Source organism: Massilia sp. 9096 (assembly GCF_000745265.1).
GTDB lineage: Bacteria > Pseudomonadota > Gammaproteobacteria > Burkholderiales > Burkholderiaceae_D > Telluria.
Genome location: NZ_JQNN01000001.1, coordinates 2133357 through 2159225, shown reverse-complemented (window position 1 = coordinate 2159225; position 25869 = coordinate 2133357). Strand labels below are relative to the sequence as shown.

Annotated in this window: 20 protein-coding genes and 2 pseudogenes; 9 read left to right on the top strand and 13 right to left on the bottom strand. The window is 68.7% G+C overall.

The window, feature by feature from the left end; genetic code table 11:
• Positions 1–88 precede the first annotated feature (88 nt).
• Positions 89–1810, top strand: coding sequence for an AMP-binding protein (locus FA90_RS09150; RefSeq protein WP_036168171.1), 1722 nt, complete (start codon positions 89–91; stop codon positions 1808–1810).
• Here the strand turns inward: FA90_RS09150 and FA90_RS09145 are convergent.
• Positions 1807–2781 (bottom strand): SDR family oxidoreductase, encoded by a 975-nt coding sequence (locus FA90_RS09145; protein ID WP_036168168.1) that lies wholly within the window; start codon positions 2779–2781, stop codon positions 1807–1809. The two genes, FA90_RS09150 and FA90_RS09145, sit on opposite strands and share 4 nt — an antisense overlap.
• Positions 2782–2961: 180 nt before the next feature.
• On the opposite strand from FA90_RS09145, the gene FA90_RS09140 reads away from it, so the two are divergent.
• The 6 genes and pseudogenes from FA90_RS09140 (at position 2962) to FA90_RS09115 (ending at position 8195) form a co-directional block, all read left to right on the top strand.
• Positions 2962–3456, top strand: coding sequence for an SET domain-containing protein (locus FA90_RS09140; RefSeq protein WP_036168165.1), 495 nt, complete (start codon positions 2962–2964; stop codon positions 3454–3456).
• A gap of 58 nt (positions 3457–3514) precedes the next feature.
• The gene (pncB, locus tag FA90_RS09135) at positions 3515–4702 is read left to right on the top strand and encodes a nicotinate phosphoribosyltransferase (protein WP_036175001.1); all 1188 of its coding nucleotides are present in this window, start codon (positions 3515–3517) and stop codon (positions 4700–4702) included.
• 147 nt (positions 4703–4849) lie between these two features.
• On the top strand, positions 4850–5590 hold the full coding sequence (locus tag FA90_RS09130) for an SDR family NAD(P)-dependent oxidoreductase (protein ID WP_036168163.1): 741 nt from the start codon (positions 4850–4852) through the stop codon (positions 5588–5590).
• 93 nt (positions 5591–5683) lie between these two features.
• Complete coding sequence (locus FA90_RS09125) at positions 5684–6187, top strand: DUF4019 domain-containing protein (RefSeq protein ID WP_156116641.1); 504 nt, start codon at positions 5684–5686, stop codon at positions 6185–6187.
• A gap of 128 nt (positions 6188–6315) precedes the next feature.
• Positions 6316–7517: pseudogene (locus FA90_RS09120) on the top strand (FAD-binding oxidoreductase).
• A 132-nt stretch (positions 7518–7649) separates the two neighbouring features.
• Positions 7650–8195, top strand: a complete 546-nt coding sequence (locus tag FA90_RS09115; protein ID WP_036174996.1) for a pyridoxamine 5'-phosphate oxidase family protein — start codon at positions 7650–7652, stop codon at positions 8193–8195.
• Positions 8196–8234: 39 nt separating this feature from the next.
• On the opposite strand, the gene FA90_RS09110 is transcribed toward FA90_RS09115, so the two are convergent.
• From FA90_RS09110 to FA90_RS09085, 6 genes are all read right to left on the bottom strand, one after another.
• On the bottom strand, positions 8235–8975 hold the full coding sequence (locus FA90_RS09110) for an aspartate/glutamate racemase family protein (protein ID WP_051971624.1): 741 nt from the start codon (positions 8973–8975) through the stop codon (positions 8235–8237).
• Positions 8976–9024: 49 nt separating this feature from the next.
• The gene (locus FA90_RS09105) at positions 9025–10116 is read right to left on the bottom strand and encodes an L-dopachrome tautomerase-related protein (RefSeq protein WP_051971623.1); all 1092 of its coding nucleotides are present in this window, start codon (positions 10114–10116) and stop codon (positions 9025–9027) included.
• A 32-nt stretch (positions 10117–10148) separates the two neighbouring features.
• Entirely contained in the window at positions 10149–11291 is a 1143-nt protein-coding gene (locus FA90_RS09100) for a DNA topoisomerase IB (RefSeq protein WP_051971622.1), read from the bottom strand.
• Positions 11292–11407: 116 nt separating this feature from the next.
• Positions 11408–13063: a Na+/H+ antiporter gene (locus FA90_RS09095; protein WP_036168160.1), complete on the bottom strand. Its 1656-nt coding sequence runs from the start codon at positions 13061–13063 to the stop codon at positions 11408–11410.
• 122 nt (positions 13064–13185) lie between these two features.
• Entirely contained in the window at positions 13186–15435 is a 2250-nt protein-coding gene (locus tag FA90_RS09090; protein WP_051971621.1) for an ATP-binding protein, read from the bottom strand.
• An 11-nt stretch (positions 15436–15446) separates the two neighbouring features.
• Positions 15447–16604, bottom strand: coding sequence for a pyridoxal phosphate-dependent aminotransferase (locus tag FA90_RS09085; protein ID WP_036168157.1), 1158 nt, complete (start codon positions 16602–16604; stop codon positions 15447–15449).
• 205 nt (positions 16605–16809) lie between these two features.
• Between FA90_RS09085 and FA90_RS09080 the strand changes: the two genes are divergently transcribed.
• Together FA90_RS09080 and FA90_RS09075 are read left to right on the top strand one after the other, a co-directional pair.
• Complete coding sequence (locus tag FA90_RS09080; RefSeq protein WP_051971620.1) at positions 16810–17172, top strand: hypothetical protein; 363 nt, start codon at positions 16810–16812, stop codon at positions 17170–17172.
• Between the two features lie 98 nt (positions 17173–17270).
• Positions 17271–17876 carry an isochorismatase family protein gene (locus FA90_RS09075; RefSeq protein WP_036168154.1) on the top strand — a complete coding sequence of 202 codons (606 nt, stop codon included), beginning with the start codon at positions 17271–17273 and terminating at the stop codon, positions 17874–17876.
• 9 nt (positions 17877–17885) lie between these two features.
• On the opposite strand, the gene FA90_RS09070 is transcribed toward FA90_RS09075, so the two are convergent.
• From FA90_RS09070 to FA90_RS27670, 6 genes and pseudogenes are all read right to left on the bottom strand, one after another.
• Positions 17886–19466, bottom strand: coding sequence for a tetratricopeptide repeat protein (locus tag FA90_RS09070; RefSeq protein WP_051971619.1), 1581 nt, complete (start codon positions 19464–19466; stop codon positions 17886–17888).
• 25 nt (positions 19467–19491) lie between these two features.
• Positions 19492–21780 (bottom strand): molybdopterin cofactor-binding domain-containing protein, encoded by a 2289-nt coding sequence (locus FA90_RS09065; RefSeq protein ID WP_197065266.1) that lies wholly within the window; start codon positions 21778–21780, stop codon positions 19492–19494.
• Entirely contained in the window at positions 21777–22268 is a 492-nt protein-coding gene (locus FA90_RS09060) for a (2Fe-2S)-binding protein (protein WP_036168151.1), read from the bottom strand. Before FA90_RS09060 ends, FA90_RS09065 begins: the two co-directional genes overlap by 4 nt.
• 414 nt (positions 22269–22682) lie before the next feature.
• A complete protein-coding gene (locus FA90_RS09055) occupies positions 22683–24038 on the bottom strand; it encodes an erythromycin esterase family protein (RefSeq protein WP_036168148.1) in 1356 nt (451 codons plus the stop codon).
• A gap of 27 nt (positions 24039–24065) precedes the next feature.
• Entirely contained in the window at positions 24066–25307 is a 1242-nt protein-coding gene (locus FA90_RS09050) for an SRPBCC family protein (protein ID WP_081933748.1), read from the bottom strand.
• Positions 25279–25867, bottom strand: a pseudogene (locus FA90_RS27670) (phosphoribosyltransferase). The gene FA90_RS09050 and the pseudogene FA90_RS27670 overlap by 29 nt, the downstream one beginning before the upstream one ends.
• Positions 25868–25869 lie beyond the last annotated feature (2 nt).

The following is a 25869-nucleotide window of genomic DNA, read 5'->3' as shown; positions in this document are numbered from 1 at the left end:
CGAGGGGGCGCGCTGGCGCGCCCCGTGGCAGAATGTCTCCGCATCCCAGGAACCGCAGAGTTCCGCCGACCACGTTCAGGAGACACCGATGACCGCATCCGCTCATGCATCGCCGCAGCCGTCGCCTTACCAGCGCTTCGTCCAGGCGCGCGACTTCCTCCAGCGGCACCGCAGCGACTACGACACCGCCTACCGCGACTACCGCGCGCCCGAGCTCGACGAATTCAACTGGGCGCTCGACTATTTCGACGTCCAGGCCGAAAGCAACGTCACGCCCGCGCTGTGGGTGGTGGAAGAAGACGGTAGCGAGCGCAAGATCAGCTACGCCGACATGGCCGCGCGCTCGTCGCAGGTGGCCAACTGGCTGCGCGGGCTGGGCGTGCGGCGCGGCGACCGGGTACTCCTGATGCTGCCCAACCGCGTCGAGCTGTGGGAGGCGATGCTGGCCGGGATCAAGCTGGGCGCGGTGCTGGTGCCGACCACCATGCTGGTTTCCAGCAGCGACCTGCAAGACCGCCTGCAGCGCGGCCAGGTCAAGCACGTGATCGCCCAGGCGGGCGAGGCGCACAAGTTTGCTCAGCTGCCCGGCGACTACACCCGCATCGCGGTCGGCGCGGATGACAAGGGCGCCGCCATCCCCGCAGGTTGGCAGGACTTCGCCGCCAGCCACGCGGCCGCGCAGGCATACGTGCCCGACGCGCCCACGCGCGCGACCGACCCGCTGCTGCTGTACTTCACGTCCGGCACCACGGCCAAGCCGAAGCTGGTGCTGCACAGCCACCAGAGCTATCCGGTCGGCCACCTCTCGACGATGTACTGGATCGGGCTGCGTCCAGGGGACGTCCACTGGAACATCAGTTCGCCCGGCTGGGCCAAGCATGCCTGGAGCTGTTTCTTCGCGCCCTGGAACGCCGGCGCCACCGTGTTCATCTTCAACTATGCGCGCTTTTCGGCACGCGCCTGCCTGGAGACGATCGCGCGCTGCGGCGTGACTTCGCTGTGCACGCCGCCGACCGTGTGGCGCATGATGATCAAGGAAGACCTGTCCGGCTGGCGCCTGCCGCTGCGCGAACTGGTCGGCGCGGGCGAGCCGCTCAACCCGGAAGTCATCGAACAGGTCGAGCGCGCCTGGGGCATCCGCATCCGCGACGGCTTCGGCCAGTCCGAAACCACCTGCCAGATCGGCAATTCGCCTGGCCAACTCATCAAGCCGGGCTCGATGGGCCGTCCTTTGCCGGGCTACCGGGTGGCGCTGCTGGACCTCGACGACGGTCCGGCGCAAGAGGGCGAGATCGCGCTGGCGCTGGACGGCCAGGCGCCGCTGGGCCTGATGCTCGGCTACGAGAACGACGCCGCCAAGACCGCGGAGGCGATGCGCGCCGGGCATTACCACACCGGCGACAGCGCGCTGGTCGACGCCGACGGCTACTACTTCTACGTCGGCCGCAACGACGACGTGTTCAAGTCGTCCGACTACCGTATCAGCCCGTTCGAGCTGGAGAGCGTGCTGATCGAACATCCGGACGTGGTCGAGGCGGCCATCGTGCCCAGTCCCGATCCGGTCAAGCTGGCCGTGCCCAAGGCCTTCGTCGCGCTGCGCCAGGGCGTAGAGCCGACCCCCGCGCTGGCGCGGGCGATCCTGGCCTTCGCGCGCGCCCGACTGGCGCCGTACCAGCGCATCCGCCGGCTGGAGTTCGCCGAACTGCCCAAGACGATCTCGGGCAAGATCCGCCGCGTCGAGCTGCGCCGGCTGGAGGCGGCCGGCGCGCGCGCCGGCATCGAATACCGCGAGGAAGACCTGCCCGGCTAGCGCTTGCGGAACAGCTGCAGGCCGACCGCCGCGGCCGCCACCGCCACGCCCAGCAGCAGCGCCGGATGCGCCTGGCGAGCGGGCCGCGCGCCGCCGTTGGTGTCGCCGTGGCTGTGCACGCCGCTCGCGCCCGGCGCGGGCGCATACAGCGCGCCTTCGGTATCGGGCACGCGCTGTGCGCGTTTCGACCAGGCTTCGAGGAAGCGGTTCATCAGGGAGGCGTTGACCGGGTTCGCCAGCGCCATCAGCTTGAGCAGCGGCGAGGGCATGCCGATCACCGTGGTCGCGCGCGGCTGGTAGGCCAGCTTGACGACGGCGTCGGCCACCTTTTCCGGCGCCAGCACCCCGGGCGGGTAGGACAGCCTGGCGCCGGTGTAGTTGGCCGCATGGGCGAAGCCGGGCGTGTCTACGAAGGTCGGGTAGACGTCGCAGATGTGGATGTCCGGATGCCGCGACAGCTCGCCACGCAAGGCCGCGGCAAAGCCGCGCAGGCCGAACTTGCTGGCGGCATAGGCGGCCGAAAACGGCGTGGTGACGTAGCCGCCGAGCGATATCATGTTGACCCAGGTGCCGCGGCCCTGTTCGAGGAAGATCGGCAGCACCGCATGGGCGTCGTTCATGTGGCCGATCAAGTTGGTTTCGATCACGCGGCGGTGGTCTTCCAGTGGCACGTCGGCGTATTTGCCGACCACGCCGATGCCGACGTCGCTGAACCACAGGTCGATCGCGCCCAGCAGCGCGTTGGCTTCACGCGCGAAGGCGGCGACCGCGTCGGCGTCGGTCACGTCGACCACGCGCACTTCGGCATCGGCGCCCAGTTTGCGGCAACGCCGGGCCACGTCTTCCAGTCCCTCCTGGCCGCGTGCGCCGAGCACCAGGCTGGCGCCTTCGCGCGCGAACGCGATCGCGGTGGCGGCGCCGATGCCGCTCGATGCGCCGGTGATCACGACGCGCAAGTTGGTTCGTTTCATGGCAGAGCCCTTTCGCTGATGGTTGTCATGCCATGATGCCCGGCTGGCGCCGCCGCGGTCGCACGGCTCGCTCCCACGCTTCGGCAGTGGCCAGGGTCCGGTGCGGCGGCCATGCTGCAATTCGGGCAATAATAGGTTGGATCAGCAACCTTCCATCGACCCCACCCAGTCCCGAGCCTAATGAGCCCATCCGCAAAAACGGCAGCACCGTACGAAGTCAGGCAATCCCCGGTCCACGGCAAGGGCGTGTTCGCCCTGCGCCCCATCGCGGCGGGAGAACGCATCATCGAATATCGCGGCGAGCGCATCAGCTGGCCGGACGCCACCCGGCGCGCCGAGGAGCGCGGCGGTCCGGTCAACCACACGTTTTATTTCAGCCTGGCCGACGGCCAGGTGATCGACGGGGGCAAGCGCGGCAACGACGCGCGCTGGATTAACCATGCCTGCGAGCCGAACTGCGAAGCCTACGAGGACGAAGGCCGCGTCTACATCCACGCGCTGCGCGACATCGACGCCGGCGAGGAACTCAACTACGACTACGCGCTGATCTACGACGAGCGCCACACGCCGGCCCTGAAGCGCCTGTTCGCCTGCCGCTGCGGCGCGCCGTCCTGCAGCGGCACCATGCTGGCCCCGAAGCGCCGCAAGCGCGCCGCGGCCCGGCATCCGGTGTAAGCACGAAACCGCGGCGCCCGGTAAGATGTCGATGTCCAACAACAACATGTACGCGCCCATGAAACCCGTCGTCCGCAGCCTGCTCGAGACCGATCTCTATAAATTCACCATGTGGCAGGCTTTCCTGCACATGCACCCGAACGCCATCGGCGAGTACGAATTCAAGTGCCGCAATACGCCGGCCTATCCGCTGGCCGAGCTGAAGGACGAGGTCGAGCGCGAGCTGGACCACCTGTGCGAGATGATGTTTACCGAGGACGAGGTGGACTACTTGCGCAGCCTGCGCTTCATCAAGAGCGACTTCGCGGACTTCCTGACCCTGTTCCGCTTCCAGCGCAAGTTCATCCACGTCGACACCGACGGCCCGCACCTGCGCATCCGCGCCACCGGCCCGATCGTGCACGTGATGGGCTTCGAGATCTTCGTGCTGTACATCGTCAACGAGCTGCACTTCCGCCGCTTCGACCAGCAGGCCGCGATTGCCGAGGCGCGCGTGCGCCTGCAGCGCAAGATCGACGAGCTGCGCGCCTTCGAGCAGGAACCCACGCGCCTGAACCCCTTCGAATTCTTCGACTTCGGCGTGCGCCGCCGCTTTTCCGGCGAGTGGCACGAGGAAGTCGTCGCCACGCTGGGGCGCGAGCTGCCGCAGTTCTTCCGCGGCACCTCGAACGTCTACCTGGCCAAGAAACTCAGGATGGTCCCGATCGGCACCATGGCGCACGAGTACATGCAGGCCTTCCAGTCCTTCGACGTGCGCCTGCGCGACTTCCAGAAAAAGGCGCTCGAGGACTGGGTGCAGGAATACCGCGGCGACCTCGGCACCGCGCTGACCGACGTGGTCGGCATGGATGCCTTCCTGCGCGACTTCGACCTGTATTTCGCCAAGCTGTTCGACGGCCTGCGCCACGATTCGGGCGACCCGGTCGAGTGGGGCGAGAAGGCGATCGTGCACTACGCCAAGCTGCGCATCGACGCGCGCACCAAGCGCCTGGTGTTCTCGGACGCACTGACGGTGCCCAAGGCCCTGAGCCTGTACCGCCACTTCGCCGACCGCGTGATGACCGGCTTCGGCATCGGCACCCAGCTCACCAACGACACCGGCAACGAGGCGCTCAACATCGTCATGAAGCTGACCCGCTGCAACGGCCAGGCGGTGGCCAAGCTGTCCGATTCGCCGGGCAAGGGGTTCTCGACCGACGAGACCTTTATTGCGTATTTGCGCCAGGTGTTCGATCAGCATATCTGAGGGAACCCCGCCCAACCGGCTGCGCTTCGCGAACACCATGCCTTCCGCTCGCTGCGGTTGTGCGGGGCGCCGATACGTTCGAGGCGGGCGAGCTTCGTTTCCGGAAAGCGGTATGCTGACTTCATCATTAACGTAGCGAGAACGCACATGAAGCTGAATCAACGTATCGCCATCGTCACCGGCGCCTCCGGCGGCATCGGCAAGGCCACCGCGCGCCGCCTGCTGCAGGACGGCGCCAGCGTGATGCTGGCCGGGCACCACCAGGACAAGCTCGACGCCGTCAGCGCGGAGCTCGTCAAGGAATTCGACGCGCAGCGCATCGCCACGGTCGAGTGCGACGTCTCCAAGGAAGACCAGGTAATTGCCGCCGTTCAGGCCACGCAAAAGCGCTTCGACGGCTGGGACATCATGGTCAACAATGCCGGCCTGATGGACTTCAAGCCGCTCGAGCAGCAAAGCGGAGACGACTGGCTCAGCGTGCTCAACGTCGACCTGATGGGCGCCTTTTACTTCATCAAGCAGGCATTCCTGCAGATGAAGCCGGGCGGGGCGGTCGTCAACATCTCGAGCGTGCATGCGGTCGAGACCGAGCCATTGGTCGCGCCCTACGCGGCAGCCAAGACCGCGCTGCTGTCGCTGACGCGCTCGTCGGCGATCGAAGGCCGTCCGAAAGGCATCCGCACCAACGTCATCCTGCCCGGCGCGATCGACACGCCGATGCTGTGGGATAACCCGAACGTCAAGTCGGGCGCCGAAAAGATCGACAAGGCCGACGTCGGCAAGCCGGAAGACGTCGCCGCCGCGGTCGCCTTCCTGGTCAGCGACGACGCGCGCTTCGTGTGCGGGGCCGAGCTGCGCGTCGACGGCGGCCGGCTCGCCCGGCTGTAAGCGGCCCCGCGTCCGCGCCGCCAAGTGGCCGACACGGCCGTGCTTGGGGGTGTAGACTCCGCATCCAAGTTCGTCACCCGCAAAGGAGTCCATGTGAAACCGATCGCTGTCCTCATGCTGGCCGCCGCTGCCGCGGCCTCGTTCGCCGCCCAGGCCCGGAACCAGTCGCCGTCGCCCTCGTCAGCGCCGGGCCAGGCGCAGCGCGCGCCGCGCGCGGGCAACGTCACCAATGCGTCCGACCCGGCGGTCAAGGCCGCCACCGACGCCGCCGGCCAGGCGGCCCAGGCCTGGCTGGCGCTGGACGATGCCGACAACTGGGACGCCTGCTGGGAAGCGCTGGCGCCGGCCGTGAAAGGCCAGATCGCCAGGGACGCGTTCGCCGACTCGCTGCACACCGTGCGTAACGAACTGGGCAAGATGACGGCGCGCCACCCGCATTCGGTCACCTTCACCCACAAGATGCCGGGCGCGCCGGATGGCGACTACGTCGTGCTGCAGTACGACACCGAGTTCGCCAACGGCAGCGCGCTGGAGACCGTGATTCCGATGCGCACGCCGGACGGCAGCTGGCGCGTCTCGGGCTATTTCGTGCAGTGAGCGCCGGATGACCCGGCCGTGAGCCTCGCGCGTGCGCCCGCGTGACGCGCGCGCAAGGCCGAGCTAGCTTGCACATCGCGCGCCGCCGCCTATGCTGCATTGAACGGGCCAGCCTGTGGAGGTGCACGATGACGGACATGAGGAGCGAAGTGGTCGCCGGCTTGCGGTCGGCCTTGCGCGGACCGGTGCTGCAGCCGGCCGACCTCGGCTACGACGAAGCGCGCCGGATCTGGAACGCGATGATCGAACGCCGTCCGGCCTTGCTTGCGCGCTGCGCCGGCAGCGCGATCTGCGACGATGGGCTGGTGATTGACCTGTCCGCCATGCGCGGCGTGCACATCGATCCGGCGACGCGCCGGGCGTGGGTCGACGGCGGCGCGATCCTGCCCGACGTCGACCACGAGACGCAGGCGTTCGGCCTGGCGGTCCCGCTCGGGATCAGCTCGACCACCGGCGTGGCCGGGCTGACGCTGGGCGGCGGCTTCGGCTGGCTCAGCCGCATGCATGGCTTGAGCGTTGACAACCTGGTGGGCGCCGAGATCGTCACCGCCGACGGTCAATGCCGCCGCATCGGCCCCACGCGCGAGCCCGAACTGTTCTGGGCAATCCGTGGCGGCGGCAATTTCGCGTAGTGACGCAGTTCGAGTTCGCGCTGCATCCGGTCGGGCCGATGGTCACGGCCGGGCTGGTCGTGTTCCCGGCGGCGCAGGCGCGCGCCGTGATGCGCCAGTACCGCGATCTCGCGGCCCGCTTGCCGGACGAGCTGGCGGTGTGGGCGGTATTGCGCCGCGCGCCGCCACTGCCGTTCCTCCCGGCCGACGTGCACGGCCAGGACATCGTCGCGCTGGCGGTGTTCTCGCCCATGCCGCCGGACCGTGCGATGCCAATCTTGAGTCTGTTGCGCGGCTTCGGCACCGTGCTCGGCGAGCACGTCGATGCAATGCCGTACGCGGCCTGGCAAAAGATCTTCGATCCGCTGCTGGCGCCGGGCGCACGCAACTACTGGAAATCGCACAATTTCACGGCGCTATCCGACGAGGCGACCGACGTCGTGCTGCGCTATGCCGCGTCGCTGCCGACGCCGCAGTGCGAGATCTTCCTGGGCCTGCTCGGCGGGCGCGCCAACCTGCCGTTGCCGGACGCCACCGCCTACCCGCAGCGCGACGTCCAGTTCGCGATGAATGTGCATGGCCGCTGGAACGACACGGCCGACGACGCGCGCAACCAGGAAACCTACGGTCCCAACTGCGCGCGCCTGGTGCAGGCCAAGCGGCGCTACGAACCGCATAACATGTTCCGCCTGAACCACAACATCCGGTCGGATGCGTGATACGGCCATGCTCCGGTTGACCCGGGTTCGAACGGGAATCGCTTGCGCGGGGTGCGTCGACGCACAGTCGGCGCGCACGCGGCTGGTTAAAGTGGCAAGCATCGGCCAGCTGGCCTTCCATCGGAGATGACCATGGATTCCATCAACAAGAACCAACCCGAAAACAACCGCAAGGACTTGAGCGGCGCGGACGCCGTCAAGCGCGTCAAGGACATGGCCGACGCCGCCGAGTCCTGCTTTTTCGTGACCGCCGCCAAGACCGGCGAAACCAACGGGGTGCGCCCGATGAGCGTGCGCCAGACCGACGACGCCGGCAACGTCTGGTTCCTCAGCGCCGACGACAGCCACAAGAACCACGAGCTGGCGACCAACCCGGACGTCAAGCTGTACTTCCAGGTCGGCCACCATGCCGGCTTCCTCGAGCTCGAAGGCCGCGCCGAAGTCTCGCGCGACAAGGTGCGCATCCACGAACTGTGGAATCCGATGCTGAAAACCTGGTTCACCGAAGGCGAGGATGACCCGCGCATCACCGCAATCCGCTTCACGCCGCAGGCCGGTTATTACTGGGACAACAAGCACGGCAACCTGGTAGCCGGCGCCAAGGTCGCGGTCGGCGCGATGATCGGCAAGACGCTGGACGATTCGATCGAAGGGCGCTTGACGTTCTACGCCGCGTAAGGCGTCAGCCTCTCATCGTGGATGAGGGCGCCAACGCCCTCATGCGCGTGCGCCCAAGGCGCGCGCGACCGCTGCTTCGGCGTGCAGGGCCGTGGTGTCGAACAGCGGCACCTGGCTGTCTTCCGGCCTGAGCAGCAGCATGATCTCGGTGCAGCCCAGGATAATCGCTTCGGCGCCACGCGCGACCAGGCGCGCGACCACCGCCCGGTAAGCCTCGCGCGAGGCCTGGACGATGCGGCCCTGCACCAGCTCCTCGTAGATGATGCGGTGCACGACCGCGCGGTCGTCGGCGTCCGGCACCAGCACATCCAGGCCGTGCCGCTCGATCAGGCGGCCCTTGTAGAAATCGCCTTCCATCGTGAACGCGGTGCCGAGCAGCGCCACGCGCCGCAGGCCGGCCGCGCGGATGCGTTCGGCCGTCGGATCGGCGATGTGCAGCAGCGGCAGCTGCACCGCCGCCTCGACCTGCGGCGCGGCGATGTGCATCGTATTGGTGGCGATGACCAGGAAGTCGGCGCCGCCGCGCTCGAGCCGCCGTGCGGCGTCGACCATCAGTTGCGCCGCCTCGACCCAGCGGTCGGTGCGCTGCAAGGCTTCGATGTCGGCGAAGTCGAACGACCACATCAGGCAGCGCGCCGAATGCAGGCCGCCCAGCTGGCCGCGCACGCCTTCGTTGATCAGCCGGTAGTACTCGGCCGAGCTTTTCCAGCTCATGCCGCCGATCAGGCCGATGACCTGGCGTTCGTGGGCGTGCGAGTCGGCGCTGCGGTCCTCTAGCATGGGCGGTCTCCGGTGATGGCGATCGCCTCAGTATAGCCGCGCGAGCGCATCAGTTCTCGAATTTCAGCTTCCACAGTTGCGTCGGCAGCGCCGCCGGCGCCTCCGGCTTGAAGAAGGCGGAATCCTGGATGTGCGAGGTGCTCACGTAGATCGTGCCGTCCGGCCCCTGGCTGAAGGTGTCGGGCCAGCGCAGGCGCGCATCCTGCACGACGATCTGCGGCTGGGCGTCCGGACCGGCGGCCAGGTCGCGCACCTTGACCGCATCGTCCTGCGGCGAGGTCAGGTACATCAGCTCGGTCCCGCGGCCGATCAGCAGACCGTCCGCCGGGCCGTTCTTGCCGAACGGTTCGACCTGGCCGGACAGGTCCTTGCCGGCTTCGCCGAGGGCGGAGGTCAGCGCGTCCGTGGGGATGCGGTACAGGTCCTCGCCCTTGATCGCCTGCCAGTACAGGAACTGGCCGTCGCCGGACAGTTCGATGCCGTCGGCGGAAAACTCGACGCCGCGGCCGTCCGGGCGGCGCAGCACCTTGCCGTCGGCGGTCACGTTCAAGCCTTTCTTCATCTGCGTGGACGGGTCGCCGTCGAGCACGCGCGCGCTCTTGCCGGCGGCGATGTCGACCACCAGCAGCGCGCCGACCACGCCGGAATCGGTGATGTAGGCGTATTTGCCGTCCGGCGAGAACCGCACGTCGTTCAGGTACGAGCCCTGCGGCGCGGCGTCCTCGTCGAAGGCGATCGTCTGCGTCACTTTATCGGTGGCCAGGTCGATGCGCACCAGTTTGGCGCCGCCGGCCACGAGGTGGGCCTGGGCCGGCGCGGCCGGATCGAGCACCCACAGGCTGCCGCGGCCATCGCACACGACGCTCTGTACGCAGACCCAGTGGTCGTTCGGCGTGACATCGTCCTTTTTGGCGTTGCGCCAGGCGTTCCATTCCTCGTCCGGGTAAGGCTTGACCTCGCCGTCGACCAGTTCGGCCACCGAGACCGCGCTGTCCTCGGTCCAGCGCGGGAAGTTGACGAAGATGCGGCCGGTCTCGGACACCGAGTTGCCAGTCACCTGATGGCCGAATTCGGCCACCAGTTCGATGGTGCAGGCGCCCGGCCGGGTGGCCCGGGCAAGGGAAGTGGGTGAGGCTGTCATCGTCGTTCCTTGTCGTTGTGGGACCTGTTGGATCAGGCCGCCTTGCGCTTGACCTTCAGCTCGTTGCGCGCGGCGGCGCTTTCGTGTTCGAGCCGCTGCTGCAGCATGGCCAGCACGGCCGCTTCCTCGGGCTCGAGCTCGTGCAGGTCTTCGGCCAGCTCTTGCTCGGCGCTGGCCAGCAAGCCTTCGATCATGGCGCCGTCCAGGTAAGCCTCGAGCACGGCCGGGTGCACGTAGCACTTGCGGCACACCGAGGGCGTGTTGCCCAGCTTTTCGGAGACCGACTCGATCGCGCGCACGACGTTCTTCCTGGCCTGGGCTTCGGAATCGAACTTCTCGAATTCGTGCAGCGCGATCGCGGCCAGCACGGTGCCGGACCATGTGCGGAAATCCTTGGCGGTGTATTCCTCGCCGGTGATCTCGCGCAGGTAGTCGTTGACGTCGCCCGAGTCGACCGTGTGCGGCTGGCCGTGCTCGTCGACGTATTCGAACAGGTGCTGGCCGGGCAGGTCGCGCGAACGCTGGATGATGCGCGCCACGCGCCGGTCGTGCACCTTGACGTCGTGGTGCACGCCGCTTTTTCCGCGGAAGCGGAACTCGACGTCGCTGCCCTGGATCTTGACGTGGCGGTTGCGCAGCGTGGTCAGGCCGTACGACTTGTTCTCGCGCGCGTATTCGTCGTTCCCGATGCGCATCATGGTCGCTTCCAGTAGGTAGACGATGGTGGCCAGCACCTTTTCGCGCGGCAGCCCGGGCAGCGACAGCGCACGGTCGACTTCCTTGCGGATTTGCGGGAGCGCCTTGCCGAACTTGATCATGCGTTCGTATTTCACCTCGTCGCGCACCTCGCGCCACTTGGCGTGGTAGCGGTACTGCTTGCGCCCGCGCGCGTCGCGCCCGGTCGCCTGCAGGTGGCCATTGGCCTGCGGGCAGACCCAGACGTCGGTGTAGGCGGGCGGAATCGCCAGCGCGCGGATGCGCTTGAGCGTGGCCTCGTCCTCGACCGGCTGGTCGTGCGCGTCGACGTAGCGGAAGCCCCCGTCGACGCCCTCGGCCGGTTCGCGCCGGATGCCGGGGCGGTCGTCGTGCACGTAGCGCAGGCCGGCCGCGCGGGCGGCGGCGGGCGGGTCGGCGTTCGGTATCGCGGTGGGTGCGGCTGGAAGGTCGTTCTTCATGGTGTCACCGTGGTCATGGGCGGGCTTGGCATGTCGTCGAGCCAGTGTACGCGCATGCGGCAGGCGCACCGTACGGGACCGCACGTTGTGCGCGGCATCGTGCGGGCATGGCCCCGTCAATCCTGGCGGTAGCGCGCTTCCAGCAGGTCGACGTTGCGCAGCAGACGGCGCGCGGCCTCGTCCGAGATGCGCATGCGGCGCGCCATGCGCAGCAGCGTGTCGCGCTCGGCGCCCAGGGCCAGCAGGCGCACGTCGCGCTCGGCCTTGCGCGCGCCGCGCCTGGCGGGCTGGTCGGCGCCCTCGCCGGCGATCGGCAAGCGGTGCTGGTACAGCTTGAGCACGTGGGCGATGGCCTGGTCGCGGATATCGCGCTCGTGCGCATCCGCAGGCGGGTGGTCGTCGAGTTCGCGCTTTGCCTTTTCCAGCGCCGCGATCGCCGACAGCATCGCCTGGTGGCGCGCCTGGTCGGGTGTGTAGCGTCCCTCCGGCTCGTCTTCCTCCGGCGTTTCCAGGTTGCGCAGCAGGGCGGGCAGGGCGACGCTGGTCAGGATCAGCGAAACCATGATCACGCTGCTGGCCAGGAAAATGGCCAGCTGGCGCGCCGGGAACGGGCCGCCGTTCGGCATCGCCAGCGGCAGCGTGAAGATGCCGGCCATCGTCAGCGTGCCGCGCACGCCGGCCACCGAGGCTGCCAAAATCAGGCGCATGCGCGGCTTGAACACCTGCTTGCCCAGGCGTTTGCGGTTCAGGAGCGTCAGCTGGAGCGAGATGTATACCCACACGAAGCGCAGCAGCACCAGGCCGAAGGCGAACGCCAGCGCGACCTTGGCCAGCCACCACGGATCGAAGGCCGGACCGTTGGCGTCGGTGTGCAGCGCGCCGTGCGCGATCTCGGGAAGCTGCTCGCCCAGCAGCACGAACATGATGCCGTTGAGCGTGGTCTGCAGCGTGTCCCAGATGACGTTGCGGCGGATGCGGGTGGATGGCGAGGCCGAACCGCTCAGCTCCAGGTAGCTCATGGTGACGCCGGCCGCGACCGCCGCCAGGATGCCCGAGCCGCCGACGTGCTCGGCGCCCAGGTAGGCGGCGAAGGGCGTGAGCACGTTGATCAGGATCGGCACGCCGTCGGCTTCGCCGAAGCGGCGCTGCAGGATGCCGTGGATGCGCGTGATGGCGAAGGTGACCAGCACCCCGATGGCAATACCGGAGGCAAACAGCCAGACGAAGGTCAGGCTGGCTTTGCCCAGCGAGAACTGGCCGGTGAGCGCGGCCGCCACCGCGAAGCGGAAGCACACCAGGCCGCTGGCGTCGTTGAGCAGCGACTCGCCCTCGAGGATGTGCATCAGGCGCGGCGGCATCGGCACCCGTTCGGTGATCGACGACACCGCCACCGGATCGGTCGGCGCCACGATCGCGGCCAGCGCGAAGGCCACCGCCAGCGGCATGCCCGGGATCATCCAGTGCAGCAGGAAGCCGGCGCCGACCACGGTGAAGATCACCAGGCCCAGGGCCAGCTCGAGGATGGTGAGCTTGTCGCGGAACAGGCCGATCTTGGGAATCCGCCAGCCGTCGACGAACAGCAGCGGCGGCAGGAACAGCAGGAAGAAGATGTCCGGTTCGAGCTGCACGCCGTGGCCGAACACGCCCGCCAGCACGGCGCCCAGCACGATCTGGATCAGCGGCAGGGGGATGGCGATCGGCAGTATCCGGCCCGCGTAGCCGCTGACGATCACGGCCAGCAACATCGCCAGCACCAGTTCCACTGTCTCCATCCATACCCCCCGCAATCAAAACCCGATGATATAGGGAATGTAAAGAAGAGCGCGTTTTATACGATGTATAGACGAGATGGCGGAAGATGCCGCGGCCGCCTTGCCGGCGGCCGCGGCTCGGCTCAGCGCTTGACCCCGGCGTCGGCCACCGCCGCCAGGATGTCGGCCAGCTGGGCGGTGCTGACCGGCTTGACCATGTAATGGTCGAACCCGGCGGCGGTCGCCGCGTCGCGGTCCTGCTGGCGTCCGTAGCCGGTCATCGCGACCAGCGTGGCGCCGGCGGTCTGGGGCAGCTGGCGCAGGCGGCGCGCCAGCTCGTTGCCGTCGAAGTCGGGCAGGCCGATGTCGAGCAGGCACACTTCCGGCACCAGCACCTTGGCCAGCTCGATGCCGTCGCCGGCCGAGTAGGCGACTTCGGCCTGGTGCCCGCCCGAGCGCAGGAACAGCTGCAGCGTGTGCACCGCGTCGACGTTGTCGTCGACCAGCAGGATGCGCAGCGGCGCGCCGTCCGCGCGCGCGTACGCGACCTGCGGCTCCCTGGCCGGCGCCACGTCCTGGGTGAAGCGCGGCAGGCGCACCGTGAAGGTCGAGCCGCGTCCCAGACCCGCGCTGTAGGCGCTCACGCGGCCGCCGTGCAGCTCGACCAGGCTTTTCACCAGCGCCAGGCCCAGCCCCAGGCCGCCCTGCGAGCGGTCCGGCGTGCGCTCGGCCTGGGTGAACAGGTCGAACACACGGTCGACCAGGCCGCTTTCCATGCCGATGCCGTCGTCCGATACGCTCAGGACGTAGTCAAGCCCGTCGGCTTCCAGATGCAGCTGGATGTTGCCGCCTTCAGGCGTGTACTTGGTGGCGTTGCCGAGCAGGTTGGCGACCACCTGCACCAGCCGCTTGTGGTCGCCCTTGACACAGGCCGCGCCGGGCGGCAGCTCGAGCACCACGCGGTGGCGCCGCGCAGTGACCAGCGGGCGCACCTGCTCGGTGGCGTCGTCGATCACGCGCTTGATGTCCAGCACCTGGGTCGACAGCGACACCAGCCCGCGCGTGACGCGCGAGACGTCGAGCAGGTCGTCGACCAGGCTGGTCATGTGGTCGACCTGGCGCACGATGATCGAGCAGGTCTGGGTGATCTGGGCATTGTCCGAGTGGAGCAGCTTGAGCAGGTGAGCGCCGGTGCTGATCGGCGCCAGGGGATTTCTCAGCTCGTGCGCCAGCATGGCCAGGAACTCGTCCTTGCGCTGGTCGGCGGCGCGCAGCTCGCGTTCGGCCAGCGAGCGCGCGGTTTCCTTTTTCTGCAGCGCGGCCGCCATCCGGTCCAGCGCCTGGGCCAGGTTGCCCATCTCTTCGCTGCCGTAGTCGATCCCGGTGCGTGCTTCCAGGTCGCCGGCGGCGATGCGCTCGGCGGTGCCCATCAGCTTGCGCACGCGCTGCACGATCAGCACGTCGCCGACCAGCCAGGCCGCCAGCAGGGCCAGCAGCGTGGTCGCGCCAAGCCCGAGCAGCGACATGATCTGGTCGTGGCGCGCCGCGCGCAGGATGTCCTCGAGCGGGATGCCGATCGTGACCGTGTACTCGGACAGCCCGGGCCCGCCCACGCGCGCGAAGGTGTGCAGGCGTTCGACCCCGTCCTCGTCGCGGATCGTCACCGCGCGCTGGCCGGCGCTGGCCTGCGCCTCGAGCGTGGCGTTCGACAGCCGGGTGCCGAAGTAGCGCTCGGGATCGGGCCGGCGCGAGATGATGGTGCCGCGCGCGTCGGCGGTGGCGAGCACCGAGCCGGGCGGCAGGCTGATGTCGTTGATGAAGGTGTCCAGGCCTTCCAGGTCCATGGCCGCGAACACCACCGCCAGTACTTTGCCGGTGCGGTCGATCACCGGGTAGGTGAGGTTGATCGTGTGCTTCTTGATCACGCGCCCGAACACGTAGTCGCCGGCGATGAAGCGGCGCTCCGAGATCGCGCGCTGGAAGTGGCTGCGGTCGCCCAGGTTGACCGGGTGCAGCAGCGGCACGGCCGAGCAGGTGACGTCGCCGTTCAGCTGGATCAGGCCGAAGTTGACGAAGCCGTCGTTGCGGTCGAGCACGTCGGACAGCACCGAGGTGCACTTGGCGGTGTCGCCCATCAGGTCGGGCACGCTGGCCAGGTCGACCAGGATCTGGCGCGCGCCCTCGATCGACTGGGCCTCGTTGGCCGCCGCCATGCCGGTCAGGCGGCGCAGGTTGTCTTCGGATTGGTGGATCGCGTGCTCGCGCTCGCGGATCCCGGAAAGGATCGTCATCACCGCGAGCGGAGTGATGGCCAATGCCACCAGCAGCATCAGCCGGCTGCGCAGGCTGTTGAGCTTGAGGCGGCCCGACCCGCGGGCTAAACCGGATTTCATTGTCGACTTGTCTATAACTTTTTATTTTTTCCGAACTCGACGATCCTGCGGATGCCTTCGCGCAGCGTCGCCACGTCGTCGCAAATATAGCCCAGGCGGATGAACCCGGGCACCCCCAGCGCATCGCCCGGCATCACCGCCACCTTCTGTTCTTCCAGCAGCGCCTCGGCGAAGCCGACCGTGTCCAGCGTCAAGGCACGCACGTCCCCCCACAGGTACGGTCCCGAATCCGGCGCCTGCATGACCATCCACGGCGCCTCGGCGCACGCGCGCACGGCCAGGTCGCGCCGGGTACGGTATTCGCGCATCATGTGCGCCGCGTACTCGCTGCCTTCCCCTGAGAACGCCGCCATCGCCGCCACCTGCGACAAGTGCGGCGCCGCGGCCGTGATCGGCCCCTGCAGCGTCTGCATCGCATTGACCACCTGGGCCGGCGCCAGCGCGAAACCGATGCGCCAGCCCATCATCGCGTAGCTCTGCGAGGCCGAGAAGATCGTGACCGCGCCGATCCTGCGCCAGTCGCACAGGGCGGCCAGGCTGGTGTGCTCGCCCTCGAACACCAGATGTTCGTAACTCTCGTCGACGATCACCCGGGCCTCGATGTCTTGCACCCATGCACACAAGGTTTCCAACTCCCGGCGAGTGTACACCTTGCCGGTCGGATTGTGCGGGTTATTGATGATGACGAGCTTCGGCCGCCCCAGGCCATCCAGCCATGCGCGCGTTATCTCGCCGGGCAGGTCGGCCAGGATCGGGTGCAGGCCCAGCAATTGCGAGGTCGCCACGTAGGCCGGCCAGTGCGGCTTGAACACCAGTACGCTGTCGCCCGGATCGCTGAGCGCGTACAGCGTCTCGTACAAGGCCTGCTTGGCGCCGTTGGTGACGATGATCTCGTCGGGCGCGGCCTCGATCCCGTTTTCGCGGCGCAGCTTGGCGGCCAGGCGGCGCCGCACGTCGAGCGCCCCGACCACGCTGGTATAAGGCATGGTGCGCTGGCGCTCGACCGCGGCGGCGACCGCATCCAGCACCGTGTAGGGGGCGGAGAAGTGCGAGATGGCGATCGAAAAGTCGATCACCTCGCGTCCTTCGTTGCGCAGGGCTTCGACGCGGCCATGCATGGCAGTGGTGGCGAGCGGGCGCGACTTGGCGATCCGGGCTGATATTTTCATTGCTGTTTTCTTTCGTGATGGCTGAATGACCGAAACAGGGGGGCTACGCTTGATAAGACGCAATGTTTCCTAATTGTACTAATTTCACAGAAACATGCATTCCGCGTCACAATCGTGCGCGCCACCGCCGGGCTGGACACCTGAGCGCCGCCCCGGCGCGGTTTCTGTTACGGTGGACCTGACCCATTTTTAGCAGGAGGCAGTCATGCAAACCCCCATCATTCGCACCTTCAAACACGTGACCAGCGCGGAACAGGCGCGCGCGGAGCTGCTCGCCGCAGGCGTGCCGGCCGACGCGGTCGACATCAACGTGCGCATCGACGAAACCGGCCCGGTGCAGGGTAATTTCACGGTCGGCGACAGCCCCGAGGTCGAAGGCAAGACCGCCTACACCCATACCTACGCCCCGGTGGCGCAGGACGACGTGCGCGATTGCCAGCTGACGGTCAACGCGTCCGACGACGCCCAGGCCGAGCGCATCGCCGCCGTGCTGGAACGCCACGGCGGCTTCAATCCCGACCCGGCCGCCGCCGCCGCCGCGCGCAGCGGTTCGCAGTTGCCGCACTGATTGCTGCCGAAAAGAAGCGAATTGCGCGACAATAGGCGATCGCGGCCGGCGAGCGGTCAGCGGCGCCGCGGCTATTTTCGGATTTGTGGAGACAGCAAATGAGTGCAATTCACCTCGAGCAGGGCGACGCGCTGCTCGTGATCGACATGCAGGTCGATTTCCTGCCGGGCGGCGCGCTCGGCGTCACCAACGGGCATGAAGTCATCGCGCCGATCAATCACCTGATCGAACTGTTCAGGGAGCAGGGCTTGCCGGTGTTCGCCTCGCGCGACTGGCACCCGCAAGACCACTGCTCGTTCGGCGCGCAGGGCGGGCCATGGCCGCCGCACTGCGTGGCCGGCACGCCGGGCGCCGAATTCTCGGCCGAGCTGGCGCTGCCGGACGACGCCGTGATCATCTCCAAGGCCGACACGGCGGCGGTCGACGCCTATTCGGCCTTCGCCGGCACCGATTTGTCGAACCAGCTGCGCGCGAGCGAGGTCATGCGCGTGACCGTGTGCGGCCTGGCGACCGACTACTGCGTGCTCAACACCGTCACCGACGCGCTGGAAGAAGGCTTCGACACGATCATCGTGCCGGAAGCGATGCGCGCGGTCGACGTCGAGCCGGGTGACGGTACGCGCGCCCAGGACCGCATGGTGGCGCGCGGCGCGGTGCCGGTGCGGCTGGGCGAGCTGGGGATGACGGCGCTGTCGGTGGCCTGAGCGGGACGGCTACGAAGCGGACCGCGCGCGCAGCAGGAACAGCTGTCCGGCGACCTCGACGCCGTGTTCGCGGCGCAGCGCCGCGGCCTCGGCCTCGATGAGATCGAAGCCGGCGGCGTGCGCGGTAGCTTCCACGTAGGCGCGCGCGTGGGCGTAGCGGTTCGAGGCCGTGATGGCGTAGCCGCGCGGGGCGCCGGCCGGGCTGGTCTTGCCAGCCGTGCCGTCGCCCGCACTCGAGGCGGCCTCGGGCGTCTCGCACGAGAAGGCGAAACGGCCGCCCGGACGCAGCGCTTTTCTGATTTGCTCGAATAGCGGCGCCAGGTCGCCGAAGTAGACCAGCACGTCGGCCGCCACCATCAGGTCCCAGGCGGCCTGCTGGCCGTCGAGATAGGCGCCGATCTCGGCGCAGTCGAGTTGATCGTAAAGCTGCAGTTCGCGCGCCTTGTCCAGCATCTTGCCGGACAAGTCGACCCCGCCCAGGCGGCGCGCCAGCGGGCGCAGCATCGTCGCGCACAGGCCGGTGCCGCAGCCCAGGTCGAGCACGTCGAGCGTGCCGCTGACATCAAGCTCGCCGGCGGCCAGGCCGTGGCGCGCCAGCAGCGCGCCCAGCAGGGCCGGCGTGCGGTAGCCCAGCACCTCGACCAGGTGGCGGTCGAAGTGGCCGGCGTACTGGTCGAACAATTCCTTCACATATGCCTGCGGCGCGCCGGCCGGCGCATCCGCTTCGCCCAGGGCGGCCAGCGCGAAGCGGATCTCGTCGCCATCGGCGCCCAGCTCGAGCGCGCGCCGGTAGCTGTCGACCGCCTCCTGCCGGCGTCCCAGCGCGCGCAGGACGTTGGCGCGGTAGTGCGTGGCCAGCGCATAGTCGGGGCGCGCCGCCAGCGCCCGGTCGTAGCTGGCCAGCGCATCGTCGAGGCGGCCGGATTTCTTCAGCGCCGCGCCACGCGCGCACCACAGGTCGGCGCGCTCGTCCTGTTTGTCCTGGGCCAGAGCGCGGTCGTAGGCCTTGACCGCATCGCCGAGGCGGTCCAGCGCCTGCAGCGCATTGCCCAGCGCCAGCAAGGCTTCCGGCCAGTCGGGACGCGCGGCCAGGGCGCGCTCGGCGCTGGCGGCGGCGTCGGCCGGGCGGCCCAGTTCCAGCAGCACGATGGCGCGGTGGCACCAGGCATCGGGGTCGTTGGCGCGCAGCGTCAGCGCACGCTCGTAGGCGTCGAGTGCTTCCTGCGGGCGGCCCAGGCGGCGCAGCGTGTTGCCGCGGTTGTTCCAGGCCAGCGCGTAGTGCGGATCGAGGCGCAGCGCGCTGTCGTAGCTGGCCAGCGCCCGTTCGGGCTGGCCGAGGTCTTGCAGCGCCGCGCCCAGGTTGCAGTGGGCGCGCGCCTGCTTGCCATCGACCTGCAGCGCCGCCTCGATCAGCGCCACGGCCTCGCGCGCGCGCCCGCGCTGGCGTTCGATCACGCCCAGCAGGTGCAGGGCGTCGAACTGGCGCGGCTCGAGGAGGAGCACCTGGCGGTACAGGTCCTGGGCGGGTTCAAGCCGGCCCTGCTGGTGCAGGTGCACGGCTTGCTGGAGCAGGGCGTTCGCCTTAGTCATCAACGTTCGTCATCGACGTCGGCCATCAACTCCAGCTGAGGTCGGCCTTGGACAGCGGCAGCTCGCGCACGCGCTTGCCGGTGGCGGCGAAGATCGCGTTGCACACGGCCGGCGCGAGCGGCGGGAACACCGGCTCGCCCAGGCCGGTGACCGGATAGTCGGTCTTGAGGAAGTGGGCTTCGATCCTGGGCGGCGTGTCCGGCATGCGCAGCAGCGGGTACTCGTGGAAGTTGGTCTGCACGATGCGGCCGTGTTCGACGTCCAGGACCGGGTACATCAAGGTGGACAGGCCGTCGATCACCGCGCCCTGCACCTGGTTTTCGGCGCCGGACAGGTTGACGATCTGGGCGCCGATGTCGCTGACGACCACCACGCGGTCGACGCTCAGGCGGCCGTCCCTGGTCACGGTGACCTCGGCCACCTCGGCGACGTAGCCGCGGTGGCTGAAGTGGAAGGCCACGCCGGCGCCTTGCCCGCGCGTGAACTTCTTCTGGCCCCAGCCGGACTTCTCGGCCACGGCTTTCAAGACGCCGCGCATGCGCGCCACGTTGTAGGGAACGCCACGCTCGCCGGTGCCGGGCACGCTGTCCTTGTCGCCCAACATCTCGAGGCGGAACTCGACCGGGTCGCGCCCGCCCGCATGCGCGAGCTCGTCGATGAAGCTGTGGAATACCCAGGCGAACACGTTGCTGCCCGGTGCGCGCCACGGTCCCATCGGGATGCGGCACTCGATCGGGGTCTGCTCGAGCAGGCAGTTCTGCAGCCAGCGCCCCGGGAACTCGTCGCCGGACAGCGACGCGCCGCTGCCGGGCTGCAGCACGCTGCCTTCGCTCGAGCCATCCTGGGCCTTGCGCTCGACACGATTGGCGAAAGTGACGAAATGGTCGTGCCAGGCGAGCAGCTTGCCTTGGGCGTCGACGCCGCCGCGCAGGAAGTGGAAACCGCCGGCGCGGAAATGGTCCTGCTGCAGGTCGTCTTCGCGCATCCAGGTCAGCTTGACCGGGGCCTTGACCTTTTGCGCGATCGCCACCGCCTCGACGATGAAGTCGGACGACAGCCGGCGCCCGAAGCCGCCGCCGCTGCGCGTGATGTGCAGCAGGATCTTCTCTTTCGGGATATTGAAGGTCGAGGCGACCAGCGCCTGGCCGGCGCCCGGGTTCTGGGTCGGCGCCCACAGCTCGACCGAGTTATCGGCCGGCTTGAACCAGGCCGTGCAGTTCTGCGGCTCCATGCTCGCATGCGAGATGAACGGGTAGGTGTAGGCCGCCTCGACGGTGCGGGCGGCGCCGGCCAGGGCGGACTCGACGTCGCCATCCTTGCGCAAGATCGCCGCGCCCGGCTGTTTGCTGGCCGCCTGGGCCTGCGCCATGAAGCCGGCCCAGCTGTGCTGCGCGCCGTCGCCTTCGTCCCACTGCACTTGCAGCTGCTTGCGCGCGCGGAACGCGTTCCAGGTCGAGTTGGCGACGATCGCCACGCCCGGGCGCAAGCCGTTCAGGTTGTCGGTGCCTTCGATCACGAAGGCGTCCTTCACGCCCGGCATCGCCTTGATCGTGTCCAGGTTGGCGCCGACCGGGCGGCCGCCCAGCGTCGGGCACTTGACGTAGGTCGCGTACAGCATGCCCGGCAGCTGGGTGTCGATGCCGAACAGCGGCTTGCCGGCCACTACCAGGCCGTTGTCGACGCCGCCGACGCGGGTGCCGAGCAGGCGATACGTCGACGGATCCTTCAGCTGCACCGTCGCGGCATCGGGCACCGGCAGGGTCGCCGCGACCTTGACCAGCGCACCATAGCCGAGCTTGCGGCCGCTGGCGTCGTGCACGACCTGGCCATGCTCGGCGCGGCATTCGGCGGCCGGCACTTGCCAGGTCCGGGCCGCCGCTTCGACCAGCATCGCGCGCGCGGTCGCGCCCAGTTTGTGGAACGGTTCGTAATTGGTCGGGGTCGAGGTCGAGCCGCCGGCGCCTTGCGAGCCGTAGATCGGGTTCAGGTCGCCCTGGACGATGCGCACGTCTTTCCAGTCGACCTCGAGTTCCTCGGCGATCACCATCGGCAGCGAGGTCTTGATGCCCTGGCCGATCTCCGGCTGCTTCGATACCAGCGTCACGCGCCCGTCCTGGCCGATGCGGATGAAGGCGTTCGGCGCGAATTCGGCATTGCCTGTGCCGCCGGCCGAGGCGGCGTCGGGCGCCGCGGCGACCAGGCCGCTGGCCTGCACGCCCAGCACCAGGGCCACGCCGGCCGATTGCTTGAGGAAGCGGCGGCGCGCCGGGATTGCGTCCATGGTCGTGGCGATGGTCGGATCGTCGCGCTTCATTTCCTGGCCTTTCCGTTGGCGGCGCCCGTGGCGGAAATTTCGGCGGCGCGATGGATGCCCGCGCGGATGCGGGTGTAGGTCGCGCAGCGGCACAGGTTGCCGGCCATCGCCTCGTCGATCTGGGCGTCGGTCGGACGCGGATGCTGCTTGAGCAGAGAACAGGCGCTCATGATCTGGCCGGCCTGGCAATAGCCGCATTGCGGCACGTCGAGTTCCTGCCAGGCTTGCTGCAGCGGGTGCATGGCGTGGGCGTCGAGACCTTCGATGGTCGTGATCTTGCGTTTGCCGACGCTCGAGACCGGCAACTGGCAGGCGCGCGCCGGCTGGCCGTCGAGGTGCACGGTGCAGGCGCCGCAGGCGCCGATGCCGCAGCCATACTTGGTGCCGACCAGGCCCATGGAATCGCGCAGCGCCCACAGCAGCGGCGTGTCCGCTTCGACGTCGACGGCATGGGCTTTGCCGTTGATGTTCAGATTGTATTTACTCATCGTTGATGCAGTCGCGCCGACGCGGTGGCCGGATTAGGTTAGGAATTTCTTGCAAAAACTCAACGATGCACATCGTAAACCAAAGCGGGTCGTCAAGACCAAGCATTTTGTGAATTTGGTGCGCCCGATTGTGTGTTTTGTATGCATCGTCGGGCTTGGGAAACCACGTACGCGTCCCCCAGGCGCCCCGGGCGATGCGCTGACGCCTGCGTGCAGGCGTTCTTGTGGCGCGGGTGCGCGGGTGCTCAGGTGCTCAGTTGTGCAGGTGATCGAGTGCTCGGGCGCGCAGGTGCGCAGCGCGCGTGTGCGAGCGCGTGAGGTACGAGGCGGGGGCTGGCCGCCCGGCGGCGATGAAGGACGTCCGGTTGCTGCGGCGGCGCGGGCCGTTGGGCTGGCCGCACGCCGACGTCAAGTTCAGAGCCCGCCCGGATAAGTCTCCGGCGGCTCGTCGCCATGCCAGCCGCCGCCCGGATCGAGCGGCGTCACGGCGGTGGTACGGTCGATGTGGATCACGGCGTCGAACTGGACCGCCATCTGCGCCGAGAAATAATGGCTCTGGCGCTCGGTGCGCGGCAGATAGATCACGCCGATCGCACGTTCGAGCCTGCGGGTCATGAGCGCCTCGCGCGCCGGGTTGTCGCCGCGCAGCGGCAGCAGGAAGCGCTCGATGCCGGTGTTGTGCAGCAATTCCTCGTAACTGCCCGGCATGCCGGGACGCACCCGCTTGTGTTCGGCCGGCCCATCCCATTCCGAGGCAGCGGTCACGAAGCCTTCGTAGGTCGAAAAGCCGATCAGCCGGGTCTGGCCGTCGTAGGCCTTGCGTGCGAGTTCGCCCACGTTCCACTCGCCCAGCTCGCCGACCTCGGTGGCGCGGGCGTCGCCGATGTGCGAGTTGTGCTCCCACACCACGATCTTGGCCGGCTCGCCGTCTTTCGACAGGTGCTTGGCCAGCGCGTCGAGCGTCTCGGCCATGTGGCTGTCACGCAGGTTCCACGACGAGACCCGGCCGCGGAACATGGTGCGGTAATACTCTTCGGCGTTCTTGACCAGGCGCGCGTTCTGCTGCGCGTAAAAGAAGGCGTCCTCGCCGCCATCCTTCTGCACGTAATCGTAGTGGCGCCGGTGCAGCTGGTGCAGCTGCTCGATCACGCCTTCCTCGCACGACGCCGACAAGTTCAGGTTGGCCGAATAGCCGTAGTGCTGGCTGTCCTCCTGGTAGTGGTCGAAGCAGGCGTAGCGCTCGCGCGCCAGGCTGGCCGCCTGCGGGTCGACCTTGTCGAGATAGCCGAGCACTTCCTGCATCGAGGTGAACAGGCTGTACAGGTCCAGGCCGTAGAAGCCGACCTGGCGTCCGCCCTGGGCAGTGCGCCCGTTATGGCCGCGCAGCCATTCGACGAAGGCGGCCACGTCGGTGTTGCGCCACAACCAGTTGGGGAAGCGGGTGAAGCCGGACAGGGCCGCGCCGGCATCGGCGTCCGCGTCCGAAGCCGCATCGCCCGCCGCGCCCTGGCCGCGCACGTAGCGGTTGACGCGATACGCATCCGGCCAGTCGGCCTCGACGGCGACTGCATGGAAGCCTTTTTCCTCGATCAGGCGCTGCGTGATGCGCGCCCGCTCCTGGTAGAACTCGTGGGTGCCGTGGGTGGCTTCGCCGAGCAGCACGAAGCGGGCGTCGCCGACCAGCTCGAGCAGGTCGTCGTAGTCGCGCGCACCGCCCGTGAGCGGGCGCGCGCCTGCGCGGATGGCGCTGATCGGATCCTTGTCTGCCATGGTCGATGCAATCCTCGATGCGATAAGTCAGTGCAGGAAGCGGCTGCCACTGCGCGGCTGGGCGCCGCCGCGCGCCACGCCGCGACCCGTCTCGTCCGAATCGGACCCGCGCTCGATATACGCCTTCATGTGCGCCAGGTCTTCGTCCAGCCGGGACTTCGGATCCGCGCCGAGCAGCGTCGCCAGCCCATGGCCGAGGGCGCCGGCCGGCGGGGTATAGGACATGCGCACGGTGACGTCGGTGCCGCCGTGGTGCGGCTCGAGCTGGATCGAACCGGTCTGGGGGATCTCGGCGCCGGGTTCGCTGCGCCAGGCCAGGCGGTGCGGACGGCTCTGTTCCGTGATGGTTGAGTTCCATTCGAACGCGCTGCCGCCCGGGCCGCGCACGGTCCAATGCGAGCGGCGCCGGCCCAGGTCGCGCACTTCGACCACGTGCGACATGAAGCGCGGGAAGTTCTCGTGGTTGGCAAACAGGTCGTACACCTCTTCCGGCGAGGCATCGATGTGGATCGATTTTTCCAGGTCGATGGTCTGGTTCAGGCCCAGCCCGGTGCCCAGGTTGAAGCTGCGCCCGCCGGTCAGGCCGCCTGCGAGGCCGCCGGCAAGCTTGCCCAGCGGCCGGTTGCTCGCGCCACGGGCCAGCAGCGCCGCGCCGGCCAGGCCGAGCGCCAGGCCGATCGGGGAACGGCGCATCAGGCCGGTCAGGGCCAGCAGGCCGCCGCCGATCAGGGCCGAATTGCGCAGCGCCGGTGTCCAGGCGTCCGGACCGCTCGCGCCGTCGCGCCAGGCCTCGGAGACCTTGCCCCCGATGCGGCCTGCGCCGCGGCTGGCCTGCTCGTAGGCCTCGGCTGCGCTGTCGCTGGCGCGCGCGATCGCGCTTTTCGCCTGCGAGCGGCTGTCCTCGGCGGCTTCGCCGGCGCGTCCGATCGCGCTCCTGGCTTTGGACACGGTGTCGTCCAGCATGCTGCCGGCGGCCTGGCCGACGCGTGAAAGCGCCGAGCCGAGCTTGCCGGCCGCGCCGTCGGGCTTGGCGGAGGCCAGCCCGCCCACACGTGCGCCGGCGCCGCGCCAGACGTTGCCGAGCGCGCTCGACGTGCGTGAACCGGCTCCGCGCACCGCAGCCGCCGATTGCGCGCGGCGCGCGCCGCCACGGTCGGGGTCGAGCATGTACATCAGCAGCGCGCCAGCGGCGGCGGCGCCCAGCCACATGGCCAGTTCGAGGCCTGCGTCAACCCCTGTTTCAAAGCCTGCTTCGGTCGTCTGTTTCATGATCGGGTCCTCCAGGTTGAGTCTTCATGGCCTGCCGGCTGCGCCAGGCATCGGCCAAAAGGTGCTGTACCTGCGCGTCGTCGGTCTGGTCGAAGCTGTCGTACCATTGGCCGACCGAGCGCAAGCGCGGCGGCGCCAGCAGGCAGACCAGCGTGCGCCGCCAGCGCGCACGGCCTCGGGCGGCGTCACCGGGATCGCCAGCGGCGCACGCACGCCGCGGTAAGCCTGTTCGCGCCGCGCCAGTTCCGCCAGCTCGCGCGCGGCGACGGCATCGACGTCGCGCGCGGTCACGCCCATCAGGCCGGGCACGCCCGGCTGCAGCACGCGCACGCCGCCGCTGCCGACCGCCCCCGTCGCGAATTCCGCCTGCCCGGGCGTGCCGAGCTTGCGCACCACCAGGACGCCGAGTGCGATGCCGAGCCGGCGCGCGATGGCATGGCGACCGGGACCCCACCACGCGGCAGGGCCAGCACGATCGCGTCGGCCTGCCGCGCGTAGCGGCCCAGCTGGCCGGCCAGCAGCTCGCCGGCTTGGGCGCGGTCCTTGAACCGTCCGTTCACGT

Bases quoted from the DNA above. Each gene is read 5' to 3' on its own strand.
- FA90_RS09075 (WP_036168154.1), top strand. From the start codon at position 17,271: ATGAGTGCAATTCACCTCGAGCAGGGCGACGCGCTGCTCGTGATCGAC.
- FA90_RS09070 (WP_051971619.1), bottom strand. From the start codon at position 19,466: ATGACTAAGGCGAACGCCCTGCTCCAGCAAGCCGTGCACCTGCACCAG.
- FA90_RS09110 (WP_051971624.1), bottom strand. From the start codon at position 8,975: ATGCTAGAGGACCGCAGCGCCGACTCGCACGCCCACGAACGCCAGGTC.
- FA90_RS09130 (WP_036168163.1), top strand. From the start codon at position 4,850: ATGAAGCTGAATCAACGTATCGCCATCGTCACCGGCGCCTCCGGCGGC.
- FA90_RS09055 (WP_036168148.1), bottom strand. From the start codon at position 24,038: ATGGCAGACAAGGATCCGATCAGCGCCATCCGCGCAGGCGCGCGCCCG.
- FA90_RS09140 (WP_036168165.1), top strand. From the start codon at position 2,962: ATGAGCCCATCCGCAAAAACGGCAGCACCGTACGAAGTCAGGCAATCC.
- FA90_RS09050 (WP_081933748.1), bottom strand. From the start codon at position 25,307: ATGAAACAGACGACCGAAGCAGGCTTTGAAACAGGGGTTGACGCAGGC.
- FA90_RS09085 (WP_036168157.1), bottom strand. From the start codon at position 16,604: ATGAAAATATCAGCCCGGATCGCCAAGTCGCGCCCGCTCGCCACCACT.
- FA90_RS09095 (WP_036168160.1), bottom strand. From the start codon at position 13,063: ATGGAGACAGTGGAACTGGTGCTGGCGATGTTGCTGGCCGTGATCGTC.
- FA90_RS09090 (WP_051971621.1), bottom strand. From the start codon at position 15,435: ATGAAATCCGGTTTAGCCCGCGGGTCGGGCCGCCTCAAGCTCAACAGC.
- FA90_RS09105 (WP_051971623.1), bottom strand. From the start codon at position 10,116: ATGACAGCCTCACCCACTTCCCTTGCCCGGGCCACCCGGCCGGGCGCC.
- FA90_RS09080 (WP_051971620.1), top strand. From the start codon at position 16,810: ATGCAAACCCCCATCATTCGCACCTTCAAACACGTGACCAGCGCGGAA.
- FA90_RS09100 (WP_051971622.1), bottom strand. From the start codon at position 11,291: ATGAAGAACGACCTTCCAGCCGCACCCACCGCGATACCGAACGCCGAC.
- pncB (WP_036175001.1), top strand. From the start codon at position 3,515: ATGAAACCCGTCGTCCGCAGCCTGCTCGAGACCGATCTCTATAAATTC.
- FA90_RS09145 (WP_036168168.1), bottom strand. From the start codon at position 2,781: ATGAAACGAACCAACTTGCGCGTCGTGATCACCGGCGCATCGAGCGGC.
- FA90_RS09060 (WP_036168151.1), bottom strand. From the start codon at position 22,268: ATGAGTAAATACAATCTGAACATCAACGGCAAAGCCCATGCCGTCGAC.
- FA90_RS09115 (WP_036174996.1), top strand. From the start codon at position 7,650: ATGGATTCCATCAACAAGAACCAACCCGAAAACAACCGCAAGGACTTG.
- FA90_RS09065 (WP_197065266.1), bottom strand. From the start codon at position 21,780: ATGAAGCGCGACGATCCGACCATCGCCACGACCATGGACGCAATCCCG.
- FA90_RS09150 (WP_036168171.1), top strand. From the start codon at position 89: ATGACCGCATCCGCTCATGCATCGCCGCAGCCGTCGCCTTACCAGCGC.